This is a genomic window from Pseudonocardia sp. TRM90224 (assembly GCF_021245725.1).
Lineage (GTDB): Bacteria > Actinomycetota > Actinomycetes > Mycobacteriales > Pseudonocardiaceae > Pseudonocardia.
Genome location: NZ_JAJGSX010000042.1, coordinates 1 through 22559 on the forward strand (window position 1 = coordinate 1; position 22559 = coordinate 22559).

Sequence of the window (22559 nt, forward strand, 5' to 3'; positions counted from 1 at the left end):
TGACTCACGGCCCGACTAGAAATCCCGCACCGATCATGCCACCAAGGTCGATTACCAGCCCTCATGAATCACCGGGGCTAGGACCGGGCCGCAGTGGCGAGCCGTCGGACGGCGTCGAGGACCAGGTCGGGCGCCTGCAGGTGGATCAGGTGGTCCGCGGCCGCGACCGTCCTGGTGATGGCCGGCCCGGTGATCGTGCTGCGGATGAGCGCGCCCCACAGCGCCTCGGCCAGCTCCGCCTGATCCGGGTTGAGCCCACCTCGGGTGGTCATCTGGTCGATCACGACGGCCGGGTCGTGGGCCAGCACGATGACGGGCACCGCCGGGAGCGGACCGAGCCCGTCGAGCTCCTGCTGGGGCTTCCCGGTCTCCAGCTCGTCGTACTCCGCGAGCGCCGTGCTGTACGACGCCGCGCGGCTCATGTGTCGCCAGATCGCGTCGCGCGCCGCGCGCGGGTGGTCCCGGCACAGCGCGAGCGGGGGCTGCCGGGCGAGCGCCGGCTTGAGCAGCGGCATCAGGTGCAGGCGGGCGGCCGAGTGCGCCCGGCCCAGCTGGACCGCGAGGTCGCAGCCGCTGCGCCGGAACACGTCGGGCGGCAGGTCGCTGCGCAGCGAGCGGTTGTCGGGATGGGCCGGGTCGAGCAGGACGAGCCCGCGTACGCGGTCGGCGGCGAGCCGGGCGAGCGCGTTGGCGTAGAGCCCGCCCTGCGAGTGGCCGACCAGCACGACGGGTCCGTCCGGGGCGGTCGCGTCGAGGGCCTCCAGTGCTTCCTGCGCGATCGTGGCGAGGGTCCTGGGGGAGGTGGTCGGCTCGCTCTCGCCGCAGCCCGGGCGGTCCCAGACGACGGTGCGGAATTGCTCTGCCAGCTGGTCCTGCAGCGGCCACCACTCGGCACCGGGCAGTCCCAGGCCGGGCACGACGAACACCGTGACCGGCCCACTGCCGGCTGTGCGGCACGTGGTCGTGGTGCCGTCCGCATGGGCGATGCGCAACATCCTGCCTCCGACCGATTGCGGCGCCCCCGGACGTGCGCCGATGCGGCTGACGGTAGGGCGACGGACTTTCACGGCTGTTTCAGCGGGCTCTCACGCGACGCATGAAGATAAGATCGCATATCAGAAATACATGTCCAACGCCGGCTTGATTCACATCGAGCTCAAATGAACAGTGAGTAGTAATGCCGGGTGATCAGCACATGACCCCGGTATCGACGGCTTCCGCTGGCATGCACGTGCGATCCAGGTTGCTCGGCGTGGACGCGGCCAGGTTCGTGGCGTTGATCGGCATGTTCGCGGTGCACATCATGCCGCTGGAGACGCGCGACGGGCAGCCGACGCTCACCGAGCTGGTGGCGGGAGGCCGCTCAGCGGCGCTGTTCGGCGTGCTGGCCGGTGTCGGCGTGGCGCTCTCGACCGGCGGCACGCGGCGCCCCGACGCCGGTCGGGCGCACCTCGCGGCAGCTGCCGGTCTTGCCGTGCGCGGCCTGCTGATCGGCCTGCTCGGGGTGCTCCTGGTTGCGATGGGCACCCCGGTGCTCGTGATCCTCCCGTTCTACGGGGTGCTGTTCGTGCTGGCAGGGGCGCTGGTACGGCTGACACCACGGGTGCTCGCGGCCGCTGCCGTTGTGGCCTGCCTGCTCACCCCGGTGATCAGTTTCCTGCTGCGGCCCGGACCGCTGCCGGACGGACCGCTCGAACCCACGATCTCGATGGTCACCGCGCCGGGCGAGCTCCTGTCGATCCTGTTCCTCACCGGCACCTATCCGGTCCTGACGTGGATCACGTTCCTGCTCGCCGGGATGGCGATCGGCCGGTGCGACCTGCGGCCGCGCTCGGCGGCGATCAGGCTGCTAGTGGGCGGCGTGGTGCTCGCGGTGGTGGGGAAGGTCAGCTCGCTCGTGCTGCTGGCGGCGGGCGGGGCCGCGGCGATCGGCGAGGACCGGCTCGGGCAGCTCCCGCTCGGTGTCACCCCGACCGACACGTGGTGGTGGCTGGCCGTCGACAGCTCGCACTCGGGCACCCCGTTCTTCCTGGCCGGCTCGATCGGGACGTCGATGGCGGTGCTGGGGGCGATGCTGCTGCTGGCGCGGTGGTCGGAGCGGCTCGCCCGGGTGCCGGCGGTGGTGGGGTCGATGCCGCTCACGATGTACACGCTTCAGCTGCTCGTGCTCGACGCGGCCGACCCCGCGCCCGGGTTCCGCTGGCTGCTCGTGTTCGTCGTCGGCGCGGTGGTGCTCGGCGTCGGGTTGCGGTTGACCGGGCAGCAAGGGCCGCTGGAGGCGGTGGTGAGCGGGGCGAGCAGGGCGGCCTGTCGCGCCGTCGCGGGGACGGCGAGACCGCGCCACCGAATCGGGTCCCACCTGAAAGGCCTGTAAGGATCGCCCCGGGCGCACCCTCTTCCCGGTAGCCGACCCGAGGGGGGTTTCGTGCCGGATGCCGATTCCGAGCGGTTCACGCGGTTGTACCGCGATCACTACGACAGGGTGCACGCCTACGCGCTGCGCCGGGCGCCCAGCGACGTCGCCCGGGAGGCCGTCGACGAGACGTTCCTGATCGCGTGGCGCAAGCTCCCCGACCTGCCGCCGAACGCGCTGCCGTGGCTGCTGGTCGTCGCCCGCAACGCGATCATCGGCCGCACCGAGAGCGGCCGGCGGGGCGACGTGCTGGTGCAGGAGCTGCAACGGATCAGGTCGATCGCCGTGAGCGCCGACGTCTCCGAGGCCGTCGTCGAACGTGCGGTTGTGCTGGAGGCACTCGCAACGCTCTCCGAATCCGACCGCGACGCCTTGATGCTCACGGTCTGGGACGGGCTGTCCGCGTCGGATGCCGGCCGCGTTGTCGGCTGCTCCACCACGGCCTTCGCCGTCCGCCTGCACCGTGCCCGCCGGCGGCTGCGCGACGCGCTCGCCCGGATCGACGCGGCCGACCCGACCGGTCCGCTGCCCGCAGTTGAGGAGGTTCGATGAGCACCAGGTCCGCCGTCGACCGGATGGCCGCGCAACAGTTCCCCGAGGATGACAGGGCGAGGTACGCCGTCCCGGTCGATGAGCGTGAGTACATGCTCACGACGCTGCTCGCCGAACCACGCCCCGACAGCCGTCCGGTACGCGCTCGGCGCACGCCAGTGCTGCTGGCCGTCGCCGCCACGGTCGTGGTCGCGCTCGGGGCCGTCGTCGGCGTGCGGGTGCTCCCGGTGGTCGCGACCCCGCCGGGATGCGGCACGACGCAGGCGCCTGACGCCGCGACGCTCCTGCGGGCGCTGGCCGACTGCGCGCAGGCCCAACCCGTCCCGGAGGGTGCTTACGACTACGTGCGCTACCGCGTCATGGGGGGCGGTTTCGTCAGAGGTGGTCCGTTGGAGGGCTTCGACACCAGGGAGTCGGAGAGGTGGATCGCCGCCGACGGATCGGGGAGTTGGCGGCTGAACGGTTCGGACGGCAGCGCGCAGCTGGTGCCCCTGGAGCCGACCGATCGCGGCTGGGGTGAGTGGCCGGCCGATCTCGGTGAGCTCGAGGCTCTCATCCGGGCGGACGAAGAAGCAGACATGAAGTACGTCCGAGGCGACTGGATGTCGGCCATCAGCCTGAATGCCAACCGGATAGCGACCCCGCAGGTGCAGGCGTCGCTGCTGCGCCTGCTCGCCACCGAAGACGGCCTCACGATCGAGGGCCCGGTGACAGATCGCGCCGGCCGGCCCGGTGTTGCCGTCAGTGGGATCTCGGAAGGCTGGAACCCCTATGTGAAGACACGGGACGTCCTCATCATCGACCCGGCCACCGGCATGACCCTGGGCAACGACACGTTCATCATCGAAGCCGAGCCCGGGGCACTGACCACGCCTCTCCCCGCGCTCTGGAGCTACGCGCTGGTGCTCGATACGGGGCGGGTGAACTCGATGACCGAGCGGCCGAACCGGTGACGCTCAGAGCCGCATGGGGTCCTTCGACAGCTCGTCGACCAGCAGCGCCACCAGCGCGGCGTGCTGGACGTCGGCGGACGACCCGACCTCCTCCTCGGAGCCGTCGAGCGCCTGCGCCGCGAGCCCGGCCTTGCTGTCGATCAGTTCCGCGATCCGGGCGTCGATGGTCTGCGCGGCGATGATGCGCCACGCGGTGACGGGCTCGGTCTGGCCGATGCGGTGGCTGCGGTCGATGGCCTGGGTCTGCTCGGCGGCGGTCCAGGAGAGCTCCGCGAGCACGATGTTGGAGGCGACCTGGAGGTTGATCCCGACGCCGGCGGCGGTCAGCGAGCAGACCGCGATGGAGACGCCCGGGTCGTTGACGAAGGCGTCGATGTTGCGCTGGCGCACCGTGGAGGTCTGCTCGCCGCGGATCGACGAGAACCGGACGCCTTGCGCGGTGAGGGTCTCCTCGGCGGCGTCCATCACGTCGATGTGCTTGGCGAAGAAGACGACCTTGCCGGCGCTGCGCGCGAGCTGTGCCGCGTAGTCGGCGGCGAGGGCGGCCTTCGCCTGGCCGATGCGGCGCATCATGCCGAAGACGTTCTCCCCGGCCGACGACGTGGTCGCGTCCTTCTGCTCCCACCTGGCGACCTGGTTGACGAGATCGTGGTCGATGCCCTCGACCACGTCGTGCGACCGACGCGCGGCGATCGCGCTCTCGTACCGCGACACCAACCGGCGGGCGAGCGCCCGCTCGGCAGCCCGGATGGACCGGCCGGCCGGCCCGTCGAGCTCGACGGGCAGGTCGGCGACGCGCCGCGCGGGGATGTCGGCAGCGACGTCGACCTTGCGGCGGCGCACGATGCCGAGGTCGACGACGCAGCTGCGGGCGGCGGCGTAGAAGCCGGGGTCGGCGGGTGTCATGCCGGTCTCGTCGAGCGCGTGCATCAGCTCTGCCAGCGGCTTCTTCTCGTCGATCCAGCCGAGGAACTGCCAGATGGCGAGGAAGTCCTCGATGTCGTTGATCAGCGGGGTGCCGGTGAGGGCCATCAGCAGCGGGCGGACGATGCGCGAGCGGATGCGTTCGGACAGCTCCAGCACGTGCTGCGAACGCTGGGAGCTCTTGTTCTTGATGAAATGCGCCTCGTCGAGCACCATGCCGCGGAAGCCGAAGTCGCCCAGCCACCCCAGGTGGCGGTCGAGCACCTCGTAGTTGACGATCACGATGTCGGCGAAGCCGTCGATCGACTCGCCGTTGCCGTGGATCACGGTGGCGGTGCGGCGAGGGGTCCACAGCTTGGCCTCGCGCGCCCAGTTCGTCTTGACGACGTTCGGCACGACGACGAGCAGTGGGTAGGCGTTCGCCGCTCCTGCCGCGAGCAGCGCCTGGGCCGTCTTGCCCAAGCCCGGCTCGTCGGCGAGCAGGAACGTCCGGTGGCCGGCCGCGGCGGCCGCGACCACCTGCGCCTGGTGCGGCATCAGCTCCAGGTTCAGCCCTTGCGGCAGGCGCTGGGCCGACGACCGGGCGGGCAGCTCCATGCAGGCCGACGCACCGGCGCCGGCGCGTTCGAACGAGCGCAGCAGCGGGCCGAGCAGCTCCCACGTGGCCAGCCGGGTCGTGCGGGGTGCGCTGGGCCGGGCGGCCGAGAAGTCGGGGGCGAGGAACGGGTTCGCCAGCTTCCGCGAGACGACCGACTGCGGCACGACCCGGTTCTTGGTCTCCGCCGCCGGCTCCTGCGGCGCTGGAGCCTCCTCGACGACCGGCTCCAGGCCGGCGTCGCGCATCATCTCGCGCTTGAGCGAGGTCGCCTCGGGGGAGACCACGGCGTCCTCTTCGAGGAGCGAGAGCAGCGCGGCGTCGCGGACGGCGGTCTTCGCCAGGATCGTCGCGACCCCGTCGATCCGCTTGAGGCGCTCGGCGCGCTGCGGCTCGCTCATGCTTTCGTTCGCCAGCACGCGGGCGCGTTCCTCGCGCAGCATCAGGGCGATCGCCTGGAACTTCGTGCGTGTCGTCGACGTGACCCGGCCGTTGCGGAGGGCACCCTCGACCTCCCGGACGGCATGCGCGAGCACCGCGACGATGTCGTCGCGGCTGCGGTCGCGGCCTTGTCGGTTCCGCGGAGCGTTCCGGCGAGCCCTGGTCTGGGGCTGGCCTCGTCGAGCCACGAACTCCTCCTCCATGGGTCGGGCCCGCTGCATGTCGAGCAGCGCCGCGGTCGTGGATGGTCGTCGCGGGAGTGGGCCGAGGTGGCTCGTTCCGAACACGTTTCGGACCCACGGATCTCTATGCTCTCGATGCCGTGGGCCGGACGGCTCGACACATTCTACGGCGCAACCGGCGGTCCGGGCAGCGCGCACAAGGGGTCGTGTCGAGCGTGATCATAGTACGTCGGCTGCCCGGGGTGCACCGCCGGTCCGGGTATGGCGTCAGTGCCTGACGGCTGCGCCCGGCCGCGCGCCGCGGGCGCTGAGGAACTTGATGGGGCCGATCAGCGTGCGGTAGATCGGCCGCACCAGCCGGCCGCGGACCAGGCCGTGGCGTTCCTCTTCCCAGACCCGACCCCTCGGGTGCGACCGCAGCAGCGGGGGTTCGGTCACCGCGGGCGCTTCGGTGAGGACCGTGATGCGGGCCAGGTGCTTCACGCTGAAGTGGCCGTACTGCCGCGGGCTGACCAGCCGGACCGGTGCCCCGTGGTCGCCGTCGAGCGGGCGGCCGTCGAGGTGCTGGGCGATGAGGACGTCGTCCTCCAGCGCGTCCTCGATCGTCATCACCGACTGCCAGCCGTCGAGCCCGCGGCAGCCGATGTGCGTGACGGTCGTCCCCGGCGCCAGCGCAGGCACCAAGACCTCGCGGTGGAACTCCGCGAACGGCACACCCTCCCAGCGCAGGCCGGTGGCCGACCAGCCGGCTACGCAGTGGAAGTCGGCCGCGATCTCGCGGCGCGGGAGCGTCGACAGCGCGCCGATCGGCAGGTCGGACGCCTCCGCCACCGCTCCGCGCAGCTCGATCACCGGGTCGGCCGGGACGGCGGGGGCGGGGCGGGACAGGTGTGCGCCGAAGCGGGGGAAGCCCGCGACCCGGCGCTGTCCTGGCGGGAGTCCCCCGTCGTTCATCATTCGTGGTGACATGGCATCGCTCCTCAGGGTTATACGCTGGCGTACAACCTGAGGGTAGGGCCGGTTATACGATGCCGTACAACGAGTTGGGACGTGAGGTGGGTCACCCGTGGGCGCGTTGCGGACACCGCAGGAGACCTGGGTCGAGGAAGGGCTGCGCGCGCTGGCGCGCGGTGGCGTCGACGCCGTGCGCGTCGAGGCACTGGCCAGGACGCTCGGCGTGACGAAAGGCGGCTTCTACGGGTACTTCACCGACCGCGGAGCGCTGCTGACGGCAATGCTGGACTCCTGGGAGCGGTCGAGCGTCGACGACGTGCTCGACCGGATCGAGCGTTCGGACGGCGACGTGCTCGACAAGGCCCGGCTGGCCGGTCAGCTCACGTTCTCCGACGACGGCCTGCTCGCCGTCGACCTCGCGGTCCGCGACTGGGCCCGCCGCGACCCGGCCGTCGCCGATCGGCTGCGGAGCGTGGACAACCGGCGCATGCAGCTGCTCCGCGACGCCATCGGCACGTTCTGCTCCGACCCCGACGAGGTCGAGGCCCGCAGCCTGCTCGCGTTCTGCGTCGCCATCGGGCGGCACCTGCTCGCCGCCGACCACCCCGGCCGCACCCGCGACCAGGTGACGGCGAGGGCGAGCGCGCTCCTGCTCGACCGCTCGTCGGGCGGGAAACGGGGGTGAGGCACGATCAGCTGCTGTGACCCACGACGTCAACGTTCTCGGCAACGACGAGCTGGCCGCCGCCCACAACCTGTTCTTCGGTTCGCTGCACTTCGCGCCGTCGGACGAGGCCGGCCTGGCCCGCGGCACCGCCGCTTACGAACCGGGCCGGGTGCTCGGCATCAACGACGGCGGCGTGCTCGCCGCCACGGCGATGTCGTTCGCGACATCCACGGTGGTGCCCGGCGGCGCGGTGGTTCCCACGGCCGGGGTGAGCCGGGTCGGGGTGCGCGCGGACAAGACGCGGCGGGGCTTCCTGTCGGCGATGATGCGCGCCCAGCTCGACGACGTCGCTGCTCGGGGCGAGGCGTTCGCGTCGCTGCGGGCGTCCGAGGCACGGATCTACGGGCGGTTCGGGTACGGCGTCGCGACCCGCGGCCGGGACCTGCGCGTGCGCAGCAGCGGCCGCGGCTGGCGACCGACGGCACCGGCGGGCGGCACAGTCCGGCTGCTCGAGCGCGATGACGTCATCGCGACGGTCGCGGAGCTGCACGAGCGGATCGCGCTGCAGCGGGCCGGCCAGATCACCCGGCGCGGCGAGTGGTGGGACAAGCGGTTCGCCCGCAGGATCGCCGACCACGGGCACCTCATCGCAGCCGTGCACACGGGCCCCGACGGCGACGACGGGTACGTGCTGGCGAGCGTCGCGGAAGGCCACGAGAACTTCACCGAGCGCACCGTCAACGTCGACGAGCTGAACGCGGCCGACGTCGCCGCGACCGCCGGGCTGTGGCGGTTCGTGCTCGGCCTCGACCTGATCGGCACGGCGACGGCGTCGCTGCGCCCGCTGGACGAGCCGCTGGAGCTGATGCTCGCGGACCCGCGCGACTGCGCCGTCACCGAGATCGGCGACGAGACCTGGCTGCGGATCGTCGACGTCCCCACCGCGCTCGCCGCGCGTTCCTACGGCCCCGGCACCGACCCGGTGCTGATCGCCGTGCACGACCCGATGCTGGAGAAGAACGCCGGCGTCTACCGGATCACCGGCGACTCCGCCGAACGCGTCGGCCCGCTGGGCGGGCCGATCACACCCGAGCTGGAGTGCGACGTCGCGGCGCTCGCGATGGCCTACCTGGGCGACCGGTTGCCGTCGCAGCTCGTGGCGACGGGCTGGTGGAGCGCGCCCGACCTGGCCGCGGTGGCCCGGGCCGACGCGCTCTTCGCCACCGGCGTCGTGCCGTGGTGCGGCACGTTCTTCTGAGCGCAACCGGGTGATTCCGACGTGGTCGTCAGGACACCCGGTGGCCGGCGCGGCGGAGCACGTCGACGGCTTCCGCGAGCCGGCCGGCGGGCACGAGCACGAGGTCGCCGTCGTAGCTCGCGACGGTCCAGACCGGGAGCTCGGCGGCGGCCAGCGGTGCGACGATGGCGCTGAGCATGCCCGTCGCCTCCGGGTCGTGCGCGTCGTCGCCGTTCCACAGCGCTGCCCAGCCGTCCTCGGCCGTGTCGTTGCGCCGCATGACCGCGCCGCCGTCCGGGCCGAGCACGAGCGCGAGCAGGTCGGCTCCGAGGTCGACCTCGCGGATGTCGGACACCCGTTCGAGGGCGAAGCGGCCCTCGAGCAGGCGGAGGTTCTGCGTTCGAGCTGCCGGGACCGAGCTGCCGCCGTGGTGAGACATCGACACGTCCTCCAATTGCGTCATGGTGTTCAGGCCTCACCCTCGCTACGAACGGGCCCCGCATCGTTCGACTCGCCGCCTCGATCACGCTGCCGTGGCCCGAGGAGGACGGCGGCGGCGAGGATCGCGGCCAGGTAGAACGCGCCGGCGCCGAGCATGCCGGTGGTGTAGCCGCTGGTGAGGGCCTCCCGGACGGCGGTTCCGGCCGGTTGTGCTGCCGTGACGGCGACGGCGACGCCGGCGAGCACCGCCAGGCCCACGGCCCCGCCGACCTGCTGGTTGGTGTTGACGAGCCCGGAGGCGATGCCGGAGTCCTGCGGGGCAACGCCCTGCACGCCGCTGATCGTCGCGGCGACGAACCCGATGCCCAGGCCGATGCCGCCGACCAGCTGCGCCGGGAGCAGCACGAGCCACGGGTTCTGGTCGGGCGTGAGGAGGGCGAACCAGCCCATCGCCACCGCGCCGACGGCCATGCCGGTCGAGAGGGTGGTCCGGGCCGAGACACTGGCCATGAGCCGCGGACCGACCACCCCGGACCCGATGCCGATGCCGATCGCGAACGGCAGGTAGGCCAGCCCCGTGAGCATCGGCGGGAAGCCTTCGACCGCCTGCATGTAGAGGGTGAGGAAGTAGAACGTTGCGAGCTGGCCGGCGCCCATCAGCAGCATGACGAGGTTGGCGCCGAGCCGGCCGCGGTCGGCCAGCACGCCGGGCGGGATCATCGGGTTGCGGCTGCGGCGCTGGACGGCGACGAACCCGACGGCCAGCACGATCCCCGCGGCGCCGAGGGCGAGAGTCAGCCCGTCGAGGCCGGCAGACCCGGCCCGGTTGGTCGCGTATACGAGCGCGGCGAGGGCGAGCGTCGCAGTGAGCGCGCCGATGAGGTCGATCCCGCCGCGGTGGCGGGTGCCCGGAACCACCGCGACGCTGCCGGCGAGCAGCAGGACGCAGAACGGGACGTTGACGAACATGATCGAGCGCCAGCCGAGGAACTCGGTCAGCGCGCCGCCGAGCAGCAGACCGGCCACCGCACCCAGGCCGCCCATCGCGCCGTAGACGCCCAGCGCCTTGTTGCGCTGCGGGCCGGCCGGGAACGTGTCGGCCAGCAGTGACAGCGCGGCCGGCGCGATGATCGCCGCACCCACGCCTTGCAGCACACGCGCGACGATCAGCATCGTGCCGTCCTGCGCGAGGCCGCCCAGCAGCGACGCGAGCAGGAACACCACCAGCCCGATCCGCAACAGCCGGCGGCGGCCGAACAGGTCACCGGCGCGGCCACCGGCGAGCAGCAGCCCGCCGAACGCCAGCGCGTAGGCGGTGAGAACCCAGTCCAGATCGGACTCGGCGATGCCGAGCCCCGCGCCGATGACGGGCAGACCGACGGTCACGATGGTGCCGTCCATGACCATCACCAGCTGCGCGGTGGCGATCACGAGCAGGGCCAGCCCGCCGGTGCTCTTCTCCGTGTACATCGAGCCTCCTCAGGCTGCGGCGGTGTGGACGGCGGCTGCGAGCCGGTCGTGGTCGGGATAGGACCAGGTGGGGGAGAAGCGGCGGCGGGTGTAGCCGAAGGCGATGCCGCTGAGCGGGTCGGCAAACGCCTCGGAGCCCGCGGAACCGTTGTGGCCGATGGAACGGGCGCTCAGGAAGGGGTAGCGCAGTCCCTTGGCCTGGAACCCCAGCGCGTACTGGCCGGCCTCGCCCGCGACGAGGTCGCGGCCGGTGGAGTGGAGCATGGCGAACTCGTCGAGGGTGTTGCGATCGAGCAGCGGCGCTCTGCCGTCGAGGCCGAAGATCGCGGCCTGGTAAAGCCCGGCCAGCCCGCGGGCGCTGCCCACGCCGCCGGCGGACGCCTGCCCGAGTGCGCGCACCCGACGGGTGTTCGCGAACGCCACCTGGTCGAGCGGCGGCGTCGAGTTGAGGCCGTACCCGATCCCGGCGATGCTCTGCGGCCCCGGGGCGGTCGCCCAGAACGCCGCAAGCTGCTCCGCGGACGCCTCCCCGGGCAGCGTCTCCCGGTACCGGTCGTCCAGCGCCTCCGGCAGCCCGAGGTACAGGTCGAGGTCGTACGGCGCGCGGATCCGCTCCTCGTACGTGGCCTGCAGCGAACGTCCGGTGGCCCTGCGGACCACCTCACCCACGATCGCGAACGACACGTAGCCGCCGTATCCGTACGCGGTGCCCGGTCTCCAGTACGGGCGTTGCCCGGCCAGCCGCTGCGCGATCACCCGGTCGTCGGCGAGCTCCTCTGCGGAGAGCCCTCCATCGACGCCGATCACGCCGCTGCGGTGGGTGAGCACGTCGCGCAGCGTGATCCGGCTCTTGCCGGCGGCGGCGAACTCCGGCCAGTGTTCGGCGACGGGCTGGTCCAGCTGCAGCGCGCCGTCCTGCACGAGCAGTGCGACCGTCAGCGTCGAGGCGCCCTTGGTCGAGGAGTAGATGCCGGTCAGGGTGTCACCGGCGACGCCGTCCCCGGTCCAGAGGTCGACGACCCGACGGCCGCGCACGTGGACGGCCAATTGCGCGCCGGCCGGCTCGGCCGCGGCGGCGAACTCCGCGCGCACCGCCTCGAACCCGTCGGCGACGGTCCCGTGGACCTCGATGGTGCTCATGGTTCGTACTGCTCCGATCATCGTGGAAGCGATTGGTCGGAGGCATGACGCGCGGGACCGGTGGAAGTGTGACCGCTGCCCGGCGTCACGTTTGCGGCCCGCCTTTCGTCATGGGCTCGACGTCGACACGAAGGACGACCCATGAACGACTTCCTCACCCGGCGATTCGAGGAGCACCGCGGGCACCTGCGAGCGGTGGCCTACCGGATGCTCGGCTCCCTGTCCGAGACCGACGACGCCATCCAGGAAGCCTGGCTGCGGCTCGCGCGCACCGAGGCCGACGGGGCGGCCGCCGACATCGACAACCTCGGTGGCTGGCTGACCACCGTCGTCGGCCGGGTCTGCCTCGACATGCTGCGCGCCCGCCGGCTGCGCCGCGAGGAGCCGCTGGAGACGCGGATGCCGGATCCGGTCGTCGCCGACCACACCACCGATCCCGAGCAGCAGGCGCTGGTCGCCGACGCGGTGGGGCTGGCGCTGCTGGTCGTGCTGGAGTCGTTGAGCCCGGCCGAACGACTGGCGTTCGTCCTGCACGACATGTTCGGCATGACGTTCGATCAGATCGCCCCGATCATGGACCGCACGCCCGTCGCGGCCAGGAAGCTCGGCAGCCGGGCCCGGCAGCGGGTCCAGGGCGCCGCGCCGGCCCCGGACCCCGACCCGGTCGCCCAGCGACGTGTCGTCGACGCGTTCCTGGCCGCTGCCCGCGGCGGCGACCTCGACGCCCTGATAGCGGTGCTCGACCCCGACGTGACCCTCCGGGTCGACGGCGGCCGAACCCTCCCGGGCGGCGTCCGCGTACTGCGCGGCATCGAGGCCGTGGCCGGGCAGCTGGCGACGTTCCAGGAGCGGGCCACCGCCACGTCGGCCCGCCCGGCTGTGGTGAACGGGGTGGCCGGGCTGGTCAACACCGTCGACGGGGAACGGGTGTCGATCATGAGCTTCGTCGTGGCCGGTGGCCTGATCGTGGAGATCGACATCCTCTCCGACCCCGACCGGCTGGGACGCTGAACCGTGGCGACGAGTCGGGGTTGGTGGGTGAGTCGACGCTTTCGGCACGGTGAGTCGACGCTTTCGGCACGGTGAGTCGACACCTCAAGCACGGCGAGTCCCACGTTTCGGCGGGCGAGTCCCGCGTTTCGGGGGGCGAGTCCCGCGTTTCGGCGGGTGAGTCGCGCGGTTGGGTGGGTGGTCGTGGGTTCTCGACGTGGTTCGTCGAGTGGGTTCGTGGCGGATGGGCTCGCGGCGGTGGTCCGGTTGGGCTTGGTGGTCGCGCGTTTTTAAGGGCGCCCTCGCCGGGCGGGCAAGTCTCCGGGATGGGTTGGGTCGTGCCATCCCGTCGACCTCCTTGGGGATACCACACGGCCGCCCGTGGGCGGAGCTTCGTCGGTTGTGTTGCGGTTTTGTTGAGGGCCGCCCACGGGCGGCCGTGTGGTGGGGTTTCTCCAGGTCGACGGGATGGCACTCTCAGCCCCACCTGTGGGTGGCGGGCACGCCTTTGGCGGGACCTCGCAGACCTTGTGGTGTCCGCGCAGAGGTTGTGCGGTCTGCGACGTCACACCTGGGTCTGCGCGGTCGGAAACGGCATTGCTTGGGGGTGTACATAAGTACACTCTTCGCACCTCAGCCCTTCATTCGCTGGCCGATGATCTTTACCTCGCCTAAAATGGAGTCATGTCCCCGGGTCTCGACGCCACACTCGACGGAATCGCCGAGTTACAAGTCGAGGCCGCCGCGGGAACGTTCCCCGATAGGTTTCTTGCGTCCCGGGATATGGAGCGGGCAGTTCGTGGGATCGAGCTTGCACGCGTTCAGTTCATCGCCGATTTCCTGCGGGAGGGTGGGTTCGGGTCGCTCGGGCACAAGTCGCCGATCAACGCGATTGCGGACTCCTGGAACATCGACCCGAGTGACGCCCGGCAGTACGTGAACGCGGCGAAGAACCTGTGCCCACAAGTGAGCTTGACCGGCACCGTGCTGGAGCCCCGGATGCCGGTCTGCGCTGCAGCGTTCGCGGCCGCGACGATCGGCCTCGGGCACGTCGATGTGATCCGGAAGGTGCTCGAGTCCGACGAGGCGTCCCGGCTGTCCGACGCGGACTGCGCCTACGTCGAGGACCGAGCCGTCACGTACGCCCTCCACAACCGACCGGGAGAAGTGCACAAGTTCGGGATGGAGCTGGTACGACGGATGGACCAGGACGGACCCGAACCCGAGGACGGGCCGGAGTCCGAGGTCAACGAACTGTCCATCACCCGTCACCCGGACCGGGCGGGCGGGGTGATCAAGGGGCGGTTCGACAACGCGGTCCTGTTCGCCACCATCGCCACTCTGATCGACGCGAAGTCGAAGCCGACGACCGCGGATGACCAGCGCGGCAGCAAGCAGCGCCAGGCCGAGGCGTTGGCAGACGTCTGCGGGTATGTGCTGGACCACGGCGACGTCCCCCAGTCCGGTGGGCACCGGCCGCACCTCAACGTGCACATCCCCCTCGCCGAGCTGGAAACCCGGGTCCGCACTGCGATCCTCGACTTCGGCGGCCACATCACCACCAAAGACCTCCGCCAGCTCGCCTGCAACGCCGCCGTCATCCCGATCGTCATGAACAGCGACAGTCAACCACTCGACATCGGCCGCCTCAGCCGGGTGATTCCTGACGGAATGCGACGAGCCGTCGCAGCCCGTGACCGAGGATGCGCACGATGTGGCCGACTGGCGAGTTGGTGCGACATCCACCACATCATCGAATGGCAGAACGGCGGACCAACCGAAATCAACAATCTCGTGATGCTGTGCAAAATGCATCACCGGGAGATCCATGCCACCGAATGGTTCGTGCGAATAGTTGATGGTTTACCGGAGTTCGTCCCGCCCAGATGGGTGGATCCCGATCAAGTCCCGCGACGAGGACCGCATCAATCGGTGCTGTATTTCGAGCGCGCGACAGGCTCCGCGGGCTGAGAGTCAGGCCGTCTCCCCGAGCGCCGCCGCGGCCCGGGTGAGCGCTGTCAGCAGGGCGGCCGTCGCGGGCGGGTCGGGCGGTTCGCCGTAGGTGGCGGCGTAGATCCGGCGGGGTGGGACCGGGAGCCGGGTGGTGGTGATCGCGGGGTTCCGGTGGGCACGAAGCGCAAGCTCTGGGATCGTCGTGACGCCCATGCCGGCGGCGACGATGCACTGCATGACGACCATGTCGTCGGTCGTGTAGGCGAGGTTCGGGGTGAAGCCGGCGTCGCGGCACATCTCGACGAGATGGCTGCGGCACCGCTCGCAGCCGCCGATCCACGGAGAATCCGCGTGCTCGGCGAGCGTGGTGCCGCCGCCGGTGGTGAGCAGGTAGAGCGGGTCGTCCAGCAGGTGGACGAGCCGGACGCCGGTGTCCTCGGGGTCGGTGTCGTCGTACCGGAAGATCACGGCGACGTCCGTGCGGCCGGCGCGCAGCAGGTCGAGCGCAACCTCGGGGTGGGTGTCGGTCAAGCCCAGCTCGATCCCCGGGTGCTGCTCGGCGAGCAGCTCGGCGGCCTGCGGGACCAGCGAGCTCATGACGGACCCGAACCCGGCCAGCCGCACCCGTCCGGCGCGCAGGCCGACGAGCGTCGAGAGCTCCGCCGCGGCCGAGTCGACCCGGCCGATGATCTCGGAGGCCCGGTCGGCGAGCAGGTGGCCGGCCTCGGTGAGCCGGATCCCGCGCCCGACCCGCTGCACCAACTTGGCGCCGGTCTCCGCCTCCAGGCGGGCGAGGTGGTGGCTGATCGCGGGCTGGGTGTAGGTCAGCTCCTTCGCGGCCGCGGTGACCGAGGTGTGCCGCCGGACGGCCTCGATGACGCGGAGCTGGACGAGAGTCACCATGCATCAATTCTAGTCATGGGTGAGCACGAATACTGACATTGGACCTATGGGTAGCCGCGGAGCCATCCTCGACGGGCAGCCACCAGAGGTGCTCGACCGGAGGGAACGACGATGACGACATTCGCGATCGCGGCACTGGTCCTGATCATGTTGCCGGGCCCCGATCAGGCGCTGATCACCGCCAACTCCTTGGCGGGCGGTCGCAGCGGCGGCGTGCTGACGATGATCGGCGGCGTGCTCGGGCTGGGCGTGCACGCCTTGGCCGCCGCGCTGGGACTCTCGGCGCTGCTGCTCGCCTCGGCGACGGCGTTCACCGCGTTGAAGATCGTCGGAACGGTCTACCTGCTGTGGCTCAGCATCCAGCTGCTGCGCTCGGCCATGCGGTCCCGCCGCTCCTCGGAAGTGGCCGACGTCGTCGCGGCGCCGCGTCGTGGCTCGACGTACCTGCGGCAGGGGTTCCTGTCCAACGCGCTGAACCCGAAGGTCGCGCTGTTCTTCGTGACGTTCCTGCCCCAGTTCCTCTCCGTGGACAGCGCGTCCTTCCAGGCGGAGTCGCTGACCCTCTCCGGCGTCTTCGCGCTGCTCTACCTGGCTTGGTTCGGCCTCTACATCACCGTCGTCGCGCGGCTCGGACGGTGGCTGCGGCGGCCGAGCGTCAAGGCACGCATCGAACAGGTCACCGGGCTGCTGCTGGCCACCGTCGCCGTCCGGCTCGCCACGGAGAGCCGCTGACCGGGGCTGCCCCGTCCCGTGCGCTACCCCCGGCTGAACTCCTGCGTCCCGATGACGGTGAGCAGCTCCAGCTTGTGCGCGGTGTCGCTGCGCGGGTCGGGGGTGAGCACGAGCAGCGCCTGCGACTGGTCCTCCGTGAACAGCACCTGGCAGTCCACCTCCAGCTCGCCCAGCTCGGGGTGCAGCAGGATCTTGTGGTCGGCGAACCGCTTTGCCACTTCGTGGCGCTCCCACAGCTCCGCGAACTCGGGGCTGCGCTCGCTCAGCGCCCTGACCAGCTCGCCCGCTCGGGAGCGACGGCCGAGGGAGGCGTAGGCGACGCGGAGGTTGGCGACCTGCGCCCTGCTCTGCCGGTCGTGGTCGTTCTCGGGGTAGCGCCGCCGCTCGGCGGGGTCGGTGAACCACCGGTAGATCTCGCTGCGCGCGAGGCCGGTGTGCCGGCGGTGGTCACCGAACAAAGCCCTGGCCAGGTCGTTCTGGACGAGGGTCTCGCCGAGGCCGGAGAGGATCAGGGCCGGGGTGTCGTCCAGCCGGTCGAGCACCCGCAGCAGCGCGGGCGCGATGTGCGCTTCCGTCGAGATCGCCTGGGGCGGGTTCCGTCCGGCCGCGACGAACAGGTAGTCGCGCTCGCTCGCGGTCAACCGCAGCGCCCTGGCCAGCGCGGCCAGCATCTGCTCGCTGGGCTGCGGCGCCCGTTGCTGCTCCAGGCGGGCGTAGTAGTCAGTTGACATCACCGCGAGCGCGGCGACCTCCTCGCGACGCAGCCCCACCGTCCGACGGCGCGGCCCCGGGTTGAGCCCGACGTCCTCCGGGCGCAGCGCCTCGCGGTGCGTGCGGAGGAATGCTGCGATCGCTGCTCGGTCCACCCGGTCAGTATCGGACCGGACCACCGCGGGAGACAGGGAGCGCTTGTCCCCCGATATGCGCTCTCTGCCGCGCCGCCGCCCGACTGCCCACGATCGATGTCATGCAGATCAGCGGAAACACCATCTTCATCCCCGGCTCCACCAGCGGCATCGGGCTGGCGCTCGGCCTCGCGCTGCACGAGCGCGGCAACACCGTGATCCTCGGCGGCCGGCGCAAGGAGCTCCTCGACGAGGTCGCCGCCGCCCACCCCGGCATCGACACCGTCCAGATCGACACCGCGGACCCGAGCAGCATCCAGACGGCCGTCGCACAGGTCCTCGACCGCCACCCCGACCTGAACGTCCTGATCGCGATGGCCGGGATCATGCGCGCCGAGGACTGGCACCAGCCGGCGACGTTCCTCGCCTCGACCGAGGACACCATCGTCACCAACGTGCTCGGCCCGATCAGGCTGTTCGGCGCGCTGATCGAGCACCTGCGCACCCGGCCCGACGCCGCGATCGTGACGGTCTCCTCCGGCCTCGCCTTCACCCCGCTGTCGGTGACCCCGAGCTACAACGCGTCGAAGGCCGCGATCCACATGCTCACCGAGACGCTGCGGCTGCAGCTCGCCGACACCACCGTGGCGCTGCACGAGCTCGTCCCGCCGTCGGTGCGGACGCCGCTGATGCCCGGGCACGAGACCAACGAGCACGCGATGCCGCTCGACGAGTTCATCACCGAGGTCATGAGCCTGATCGAGGCCGACCCCGACGCCCACGAGTTCCTGGTCGACCGGGTGAAGCTGCTGCGCTACTCCGAGGTCCGCGGCGACTACGACCAGACCGTCGCGCTGCTCAACCACACCGACCCGCACGCGCGCAACGCGTGAGCCGGGGTCAGTCGGACTCGTTGCGCAGCACGACGGTGCGCAGCGGGTCGGCGGAGCCCTTGATCCGCTCCAGCAGCACCGTCGCCGCGGTGGCGCCGATGAGCCGGGTCGGCATCGGGATCACGTCGACCCCGCTCGGTCCGAGCGGCATGTAGGGCAGGTCGCCGTAGGCGGCCATGCCGAACGACGGCGGCGCCAACCCGCGGGAGCGCAGCTCGGCCAGCGCGCCGACAGCCATCAGGTTGTTGGCGACGAACACGGCGTCGGGCGGCTCGGCGGCGTCGAGCAGCCTGGCCATCGCCGCACGCCCGCCGTCGACGCGGTAGTCGGCGTGTTCGAGGTAGGCGTCGGGGTCGGCGGTGGGGGAGAAGCGGCGGAACTCCTGGCGCCACCCGGCGCTGCGCAGCTCGGCGGTGTCGGCGTCGCGCGGCCCCGTGATGCACGCGACGCGGCTCGCACCGCGTTCGTAGAGGCGCGCGGTGGCGCTCCGTCCACCGGCCACGTTGTCGACGACGACGGCGTCGACCGGGTGGCTGTGCAGCGCGCGGTCGACGGTGACGATTGCGGTGCGGCGGTCCGCGAGCCGGCTCAGGTCGCAGCGGTCGCTGGTCGGCACGAGGATCACCCCGGCCATCCGCTCGGAGACCGCGACGTCGAGGTAGCTGCCCTCCCGGACCGGGTCGTCGTCGCTGTTGCAGAGCACGAGCGAGTAGCCGGCGGCCCGGGTGACGTCCTCGACGCCGCGGGCGAGCGAGGTGAAGAACGGGTTCTCGATGTCGACGACGATGAGCGCGATGACCGTGGAGGTCTGCAGGCGCAGCGCGCGGGCGGTGCGGTTGGGCGTGTAGCCCATCTCCTCGGCGGCGGCGAGCACCACCCGGACCTTGTCCTGGGACACGCCCGAACCCGCGAACACCCGGGAGACGGTGGCTGCCGAGACGCCCGCGCGGGCCGCTACGTCGTGGATCGTTGCCATGGCGCTTGTCACGATACGTGCTCGGTCGCGTCGTGAAACCGATTTCGCTAGCGGAAGCCCGCTGTTTTGATCGACTCGACGATCTGCCGCTGGAAGAACACGAAGATCGCCAGCATGGGCAGCGCGGCGACGGTGGAGGCCGCGAGCACGTAGTTCCAGTTGCCGGCGTACTGCTGCTGGAAGCCGGCGATCCCGACCTGGACGGTGCGCAGCGTCGGGCTGGACGTGATCGTGAGCGGCCAGAGGAAGGCGTTCCAGTTGGCCAGGAAGAAGAACACCGAGAGCGCCGAGAGGATCGGCCGCGAGAGCGGCAGCACGACGTTCCAGTACACCCGCCAGTAGCTGGCGCCGTCGAGCAGCGCGGCCTCCTCCAGCTCGCGGGGCAGCGCGATGTAGAACTGGCGCAGCAGGAAGATCCCGAACGCGTTGAAGATCGCCGGGATGATCAGTCCGCCGTAACTGTCGACGAGCCCGAGCGTGCGGACCACGACGAACGTCGGCACCATCACCACGGGCAGGCTCACCAGCATCGTCGAGAAGATGATCATAAAGAGCGCCTCGCGGCCGCGGAACCGCAGCCGGGCGAGCGCGTAGGCGGCCATCGAGTGGAACCACAGCGCTACGACCGTGATCACGGCCGAGACGACGAAGCTGTTGAGCAGGTACCGGGCGAACGGCACCTCGGTGAAGACGTAGAAGAAGTTGTCCGTCGTCGGCGCCGTGGGCAGCAGCTCGGGCGCGACCACGTCGGTCTCGGTCTTGAACGCGCCCAGGATCATGACGGCCAGCGGGGCGATCGTGAGCAGGGCGAGCACCAGCCCGACCGCCATCAGGCCGGCGGTGCGGCCGGTGAATCGGGTGCGCGCCCGGGTGTCAGTCGTCGACATTGCTGAACCGCCCACCCCTCGTGACGGCGAACATCAGGCCCGACCACAACAGCAGGAGCACCAGCAGCGTCGACCCGACCGCAGCCGCGTACCCGTACTCGCCGAACAGGAACGCCTGCTCGTAGATGAAGTAGACGATCAGCGTCGTCGAGCTGGCCGGGCCGCCCTTGGTGAGCGCGTAGACCAGGTCGAGCCCGCCCGTCGCGACCGCGATGGAGCTGGTCAGGAGCACGAAGAAGCTGGTGGGGGCGAGCAGCGGGATGGTGATCGTCCGGAACTGCTGCCACGGGCCCGCGCCGTCGACCCGCGCGGCGTCGTAGAACTCGCTGGGGATGTCCTGTAGGCCGGCCAGGAAGATGATCATGTAGTAGCCCATCTGGAACCAGATGGTGATCACGACGACGGCGGCGAGCGCGGTGTTCGGCGAGCCCAGTACCGAGATGCCACCGAGGCCGACCGCCTCGAGCGCCCGTGAGATCACCCCGACCTTGTCGATCAGCAGGAACTGCCACACGAGACCGACGACCACGAGGCTGATCACGTACGGCACGAAGAGCGCGCTGCGGACGAACCCGACACCGGGGAAGCGCTGCTTGACCAGCAGCGCGAGCGCCAGGCTCACGACGAACATCACCGGGACCACGACGACGACGTAGATCGCCGTGATCCGCAGGCTCAACCAGAACTGCGGGTCGCCGACCATGCGGAGGTAGTTGTCGACGCCGATGAAGCTCAGGTGCCCGAATCCGTCGAGGGAGAAGAAGCCCAGCACGATCGCGAGCACCATCGGGAGGGCCACGAACACCAGCAGGCCGAGGGAGTCGGGCAGCAGGAACAGGAACGCGGCTCGGCGTTCGCGCCGCCGCATCGGCGACTCGACCGCGCGGCCCGCGGTCCGGGCCAGCCGTGGGGTGCGTGTCACCGGCGGATCGGTGGTCGTCACAGCAGTGCCGCCCCCTCGTAGGTGCGCAGGAAGCTCTCGATGGTCGATTGGGCCGACTGGGCCTGCGCGAGCGGATCACCGCCGGCGAGCTGGACCGACTGGATCGTGTTTGAGAGCGCCTTGTAGAGCACCGGTGGGTAGCGCGGCTCGCCGCGGGTCGACGGGAGCTGGGCGCGGACCGCGGAGCGGGCGGGGTCGGTGAACGAGGGCAACTGCTCCATCGCGGCCGAGACCGACGCGCGGGCCGGCATGTTCGACTTCGCGCGGCCGTTCCAGTCGGCGCAGCGGTCGATGCACTCGCGGCTCATGCTGCCGACCGACTCGACGACGAACCGCGCGGCCGCCTCCGGGTTGCGTCCCCGGTTGTTGACCGCCCAGGCCCAGCCGCCGCCGACGGTGGTGGGCTGCCCGCCGGGCGGCGTCGGCAACGGGATGATGCCGTAGCGGTGCTCGGGGGCCTGCAGCGCGAACTCCTGGATCGACCACGGGCCGCGCTGCCACATCGCGGCCAGCCCCTGCTTGAAACCGGAGACGATCTCACCGGAAGCCGGCGGCGTGCGGGACGCGACGCCCCGCGTGATGCTCTCGGCGAACAGTTCGAGCGCCGCCAGCATCGAGGGGGACGTGAGGGTTGCGCGCTGGGTCCGCAGGTCGATCACGTCGCCGCCGCCCTGCCAGACCCACGGGTAGAAGGTGAAGTTCTGGTAGTAGCCGGGCGACGTCTCCAGCACGAGCCCGCTCCGCCTGGCGGTGGTGAGCCGCTCGGCGACGTCGAGCATCTGCTCCCACGTGCGCGGCAGGTCGCCCTCGGCCAGCCCGCTCTCCTCGAACGCCGCGATGTCGTAGTAGATGCTGAGCGGCTCGACCTCCATCGGCAGCGCGAAGATCCCGTCGCCGACGACGCGCGTGCCGATGGCCTCCGGGAGGAAGTCGGCGACGGCGTCGGGGGTCATGAACGGCTTGAGGTCGAGCATGACCCCGCCGTTGAAGTAGCGGAGGAACTCGCCGGGGGAGAGCAGGAAGATGTCCGGCCCGTTCTCCGCCGCGAACGACGTCGCGATCCGCGGGTTCATCGGGTTCACGTAGTCGGGCACGAAGATCGGCTCGACCTGCTCGGGGTGGTTGGCGTTCCAGCTGGCGATGGCCTTGTCGAACCACTCGGCCTGCACGATGAGCTGCGGGTCGGCGCCCTGGTCCTGTGGTGTGTAGAAGTTCATGAACTGCATCGGTCCCGCGGCGCCGGACCGGGCGCACCCCACGACGCCCAGTGCGGCGCCCGCCCCCACCGCCGCGAGCCCGGCGAGCAGCCCACGACGGCTGAATGCGGTCTGTGACGCCATCCTCATCGACCCCCGAAATCGATTTCAGATGCTCCTGTTGTAGACGTCACAGTCCGTGACGTCAAGGCGGGACGGTCTGTCCGAGCAGAGCGAGCAGGCGGTGCGTCCCTCCGGCGTCCATACAATCG

22 protein-coding genes are annotated in these 22559 nt (G+C 71.0%); 10 read left to right on the plus strand and 12 right to left on the minus strand.

Annotated features, from left to right (window positions below):
• Positions 1–77 precede the first annotated feature (77 nt).
• Complete coding sequence (locus LL648_RS35865; RefSeq protein WP_232667287.1) at positions 78–917, minus strand: alpha/beta hydrolase; 840 nt, start codon at positions 915–917, stop codon at positions 78–80.
• 10 nt (positions 918–927) lie between these two features.
• Between LL648_RS35865 and LL648_RS35870 the strand changes: the two genes are divergently transcribed.
• From LL648_RS35870 to LL648_RS35885, 4 genes are all read left to right on the plus strand, one after another.
• Positions 928–1164: a hypothetical protein gene (locus LL648_RS35870; protein WP_232667288.1), complete on the plus strand. Its 237-nt coding sequence runs from the start codon at positions 928–930 to the stop codon at positions 1162–1164.
• Positions 1165–1252: 88 nt separating this feature from the next.
• The gene (locus LL648_RS35875; RefSeq protein WP_232667289.1) at positions 1253–2374 is read left to right on the plus strand and encodes a heparan-alpha-glucosaminide N-acetyltransferase domain-containing protein; all 1122 of its coding nucleotides are present in this window, start codon (positions 1253–1255) and stop codon (positions 2372–2374) included.
• Between the two features lie 51 nt (positions 2375–2425).
• Positions 2426–2965 carry an RNA polymerase sigma factor gene (locus tag LL648_RS35880; RefSeq protein ID WP_232667290.1) on the plus strand — a complete coding sequence of 180 codons (540 nt, stop codon included), beginning with the start codon at positions 2426–2428 and terminating at the stop codon, positions 2963–2965.
• Between the two features lie 92 nt (positions 2966–3057).
• On the plus strand, positions 3058–3918 hold the full coding sequence (locus tag LL648_RS35885; RefSeq protein ID WP_232667291.1) for a CU044_5270 family protein: 861 nt from the start codon (positions 3058–3060) through the stop codon (positions 3916–3918).
• 3 nt (positions 3919–3921) lie between these two features.
• On the opposite strand, the gene LL648_RS35890 is transcribed toward LL648_RS35885, so the two are convergent.
• Positions 3922–6165 (minus strand): DEAD/DEAH box helicase, encoded by a 2244-nt coding sequence (locus LL648_RS35890; protein ID WP_232667292.1) that lies wholly within the window; start codon positions 6163–6165, stop codon positions 3922–3924.
• Positions 6166–6327: 162 nt separating this feature from the next.
• On the minus strand, positions 6328–7029 hold the full coding sequence (locus tag LL648_RS35895; protein ID WP_232667293.1) for a molybdopterin-dependent oxidoreductase: 702 nt from the start codon (positions 7027–7029) through the stop codon (positions 6328–6330).
• A gap of 97 nt (positions 7030–7126) precedes the next feature.
• Between LL648_RS35895 and LL648_RS35900 the strand changes: the two genes are divergently transcribed.
• Together LL648_RS35900 and LL648_RS35905 are read left to right on the plus strand one after the other, a co-directional pair.
• Entirely contained in the window at positions 7127–7699 is a 573-nt protein-coding gene (locus tag LL648_RS35900) for a TetR/AcrR family transcriptional regulator (RefSeq protein ID WP_232667294.1), read from the plus strand.
• Positions 7700–7715: 16 nt separating this feature from the next.
• Positions 7716–8939 (plus strand): GNAT family N-acetyltransferase, encoded by a 1224-nt coding sequence (locus LL648_RS35905; RefSeq protein ID WP_232667295.1) that lies wholly within the window; start codon positions 7716–7718, stop codon positions 8937–8939.
• A 28-nt stretch (positions 8940–8967) separates the two neighbouring features.
• Here the strand turns inward: LL648_RS35905 and LL648_RS35910 are convergent, their stop codons facing one another.
• From LL648_RS35910 to LL648_RS35920, 3 genes are read right to left on the minus strand one after another with little or no spacing between them, the layout of a single operon-like run.
• Entirely contained in the window at positions 8968–9381 is a 414-nt protein-coding gene (locus LL648_RS35910; RefSeq protein ID WP_232667296.1) for an ACT domain-containing protein, read from the minus strand.
• A gap of 5 nt (positions 9382–9386) precedes the next feature.
• The gene (locus LL648_RS35915; protein ID WP_232667297.1) at positions 9387–10829 is read right to left on the minus strand and encodes an MFS transporter; all 1443 of its coding nucleotides are present in this window, start codon (positions 10827–10829) and stop codon (positions 9387–9389) included.
• A gap of 9 nt (positions 10830–10838) precedes the next feature.
• Positions 10839–11969, minus strand: a complete 1131-nt coding sequence (locus LL648_RS35920) for a serine hydrolase domain-containing protein (protein WP_232667298.1) — start codon at positions 11967–11969, stop codon at positions 10839–10841.
• 141 nt (positions 11970–12110) lie between these two features.
• On the opposite strand from LL648_RS35920, the gene LL648_RS35925 reads away from it, so the two are divergent.
• Together LL648_RS35925 and LL648_RS35930 are read left to right on the plus strand one after the other, a co-directional pair.
• A complete protein-coding gene (locus LL648_RS35925) occupies positions 12111–12980 on the plus strand; it encodes a sigma-70 family RNA polymerase sigma factor (RefSeq protein WP_232667299.1) in 870 nt (289 codons plus the stop codon).
• A gap of 663 nt (positions 12981–13643) precedes the next feature.
• The gene (locus LL648_RS35930) at positions 13644–14930 is read left to right on the plus strand and encodes an HNH endonuclease signature motif containing protein (RefSeq protein ID WP_232667300.1); all 1287 of its coding nucleotides are present in this window, start codon (positions 13644–13646) and stop codon (positions 14928–14930) included.
• A gap of 3 nt (positions 14931–14933) precedes the next feature.
• Here the strand turns inward: LL648_RS35930 and LL648_RS35935 are convergent, their stop codons facing one another.
• Positions 14934–15815, minus strand: a complete 882-nt coding sequence (locus LL648_RS35935; protein WP_232667301.1) for a LysR substrate-binding domain-containing protein — start codon at positions 15813–15815, stop codon at positions 14934–14936.
• A gap of 111 nt (positions 15816–15926) precedes the next feature.
• Here LL648_RS35935 and LL648_RS35940 point away from each other — a divergent pair, with 111 nt between their 5' ends.
• Entirely contained in the window at positions 15927–16547 is a 621-nt protein-coding gene (locus LL648_RS35940; protein WP_232667302.1) for a LysE family translocator, read from the plus strand.
• A 23-nt stretch (positions 16548–16570) separates the two neighbouring features.
• Here LL648_RS35940 and LL648_RS35945 read toward each other — a convergent pair whose 3' ends face one another.
• The gene (locus tag LL648_RS35945) at positions 16571–17413 is read right to left on the minus strand and encodes an MmyB family transcriptional regulator (RefSeq protein ID WP_232667303.1); all 843 of its coding nucleotides are present in this window, start codon (positions 17411–17413) and stop codon (positions 16571–16573) included.
• Positions 17414–17514: 101 nt separating this feature from the next.
• Between LL648_RS35945 and LL648_RS35950 the strand changes: the two genes are divergently transcribed.
• On the plus strand, positions 17515–18285 hold the full coding sequence (locus LL648_RS35950) for an SDR family oxidoreductase (protein ID WP_232667304.1): 771 nt from the start codon (positions 17515–17517) through the stop codon (positions 18283–18285).
• A 7-nt stretch (positions 18286–18292) separates the two neighbouring features.
• Here the strand turns inward: LL648_RS35950 and LL648_RS35955 are convergent, their stop codons facing one another.
• Genes LL648_RS35955 through LL648_RS35970 form a run of 4 tightly spaced genes read right to left on the minus strand, consistent with a single transcriptional unit; the run spans position 18293 to position 22431 of the window.
• Entirely contained in the window at positions 18293–19261 is a 969-nt protein-coding gene (locus LL648_RS35955; protein WP_232667305.1) for a LacI family DNA-binding transcriptional regulator, read from the minus strand.
• Between the two features lie 47 nt (positions 19262–19308).
• The gene (locus LL648_RS35960; protein WP_232667306.1) at positions 19309–20148 is read right to left on the minus strand and encodes a carbohydrate ABC transporter permease; all 840 of its coding nucleotides are present in this window, start codon (positions 20146–20148) and stop codon (positions 19309–19311) included.
• Positions 20135–21070 carry a carbohydrate ABC transporter permease gene (locus LL648_RS35965; RefSeq protein ID WP_232667307.1) on the minus strand — a complete coding sequence of 312 codons (936 nt, stop codon included), beginning with the start codon at positions 21068–21070 and terminating at the stop codon, positions 20135–20137. The genes LL648_RS35960 and LL648_RS35965 overlap by 14 nt, the downstream gene beginning before the upstream one ends.
• 17 nt (positions 21071–21087) lie before the next feature.
• On the minus strand, positions 21088–22431 hold the full coding sequence (locus LL648_RS35970; protein ID WP_232667308.1) for an ABC transporter substrate-binding protein: 1344 nt from the start codon (positions 22429–22431) through the stop codon (positions 21088–21090).
• Positions 22432–22559 lie beyond the last annotated feature (128 nt).

Excerpts from the sequence above, each read along its gene's own strand:
- LL648_RS35885 (WP_232667291.1), top strand. The coding sequence starts at position 3,058 with ATGCTCACGACGCTGCTCGCCGAACCACGCCCCGACAGCCGTCCGGTA.
- LL648_RS35895 (WP_232667293.1), bottom strand. The coding sequence starts at position 7,029 with ATGTCACCACGAATGATGAACGACGGGGGACTCCCGCCAGGACAGCGC.
- LL648_RS35910 (WP_232667296.1), bottom strand. The coding sequence starts at position 9,381 with ATGACGCAATTGGAGGACGTGTCGATGTCTCACCACGGCGGCAGCTCG.
- LL648_RS35915 (WP_232667297.1), bottom strand. The coding sequence starts at position 10,829 with ATGTACACGGAGAAGAGCACCGGCGGGCTGGCCCTGCTCGTGATCGCC.
- LL648_RS35920 (WP_232667298.1), bottom strand. The coding sequence starts at position 11,969 with ATGAGCACCATCGAGGTCCACGGGACCGTCGCCGACGGGTTCGAGGCG.
- LL648_RS35925 (WP_232667299.1), top strand. The coding sequence starts at position 12,111 with ATGAACGACTTCCTCACCCGGCGATTCGAGGAGCACCGCGGGCACCTG.
- LL648_RS35930 (WP_232667300.1), top strand. The coding sequence starts at position 13,644 with ATGTCCCCGGGTCTCGACGCCACACTCGACGGAATCGCCGAGTTACAA.
- LL648_RS35935 (WP_232667301.1), bottom strand. The coding sequence starts at position 15,815 with ATGGTGACTCTCGTCCAGCTCCGCGTCATCGAGGCCGTCCGGCGGCAC.
- LL648_RS35940 (WP_232667302.1), top strand. The coding sequence starts at position 15,927 with ATGACGACATTCGCGATCGCGGCACTGGTCCTGATCATGTTGCCGGGC.
- LL648_RS35950 (WP_232667304.1), top strand. The coding sequence starts at position 17,515 with ATGCAGATCAGCGGAAACACCATCTTCATCCCCGGCTCCACCAGCGGC.
- LL648_RS35955 (WP_232667305.1), bottom strand. The coding sequence starts at position 19,261 with ATGGCAACGATCCACGACGTAGCGGCCCGCGCGGGCGTCTCGGCAGCC.
- LL648_RS35960 (WP_232667306.1), bottom strand. The coding sequence starts at position 20,148 with ATGTCGACGACTGACACCCGGGCGCGCACCCGATTCACCGGCCGCACC.
- LL648_RS35970 (WP_232667308.1), bottom strand. The coding sequence starts at position 22,431 with ATGGCGTCACAGACCGCATTCAGCCGTCGTGGGCTGCTCGCCGGGCTC.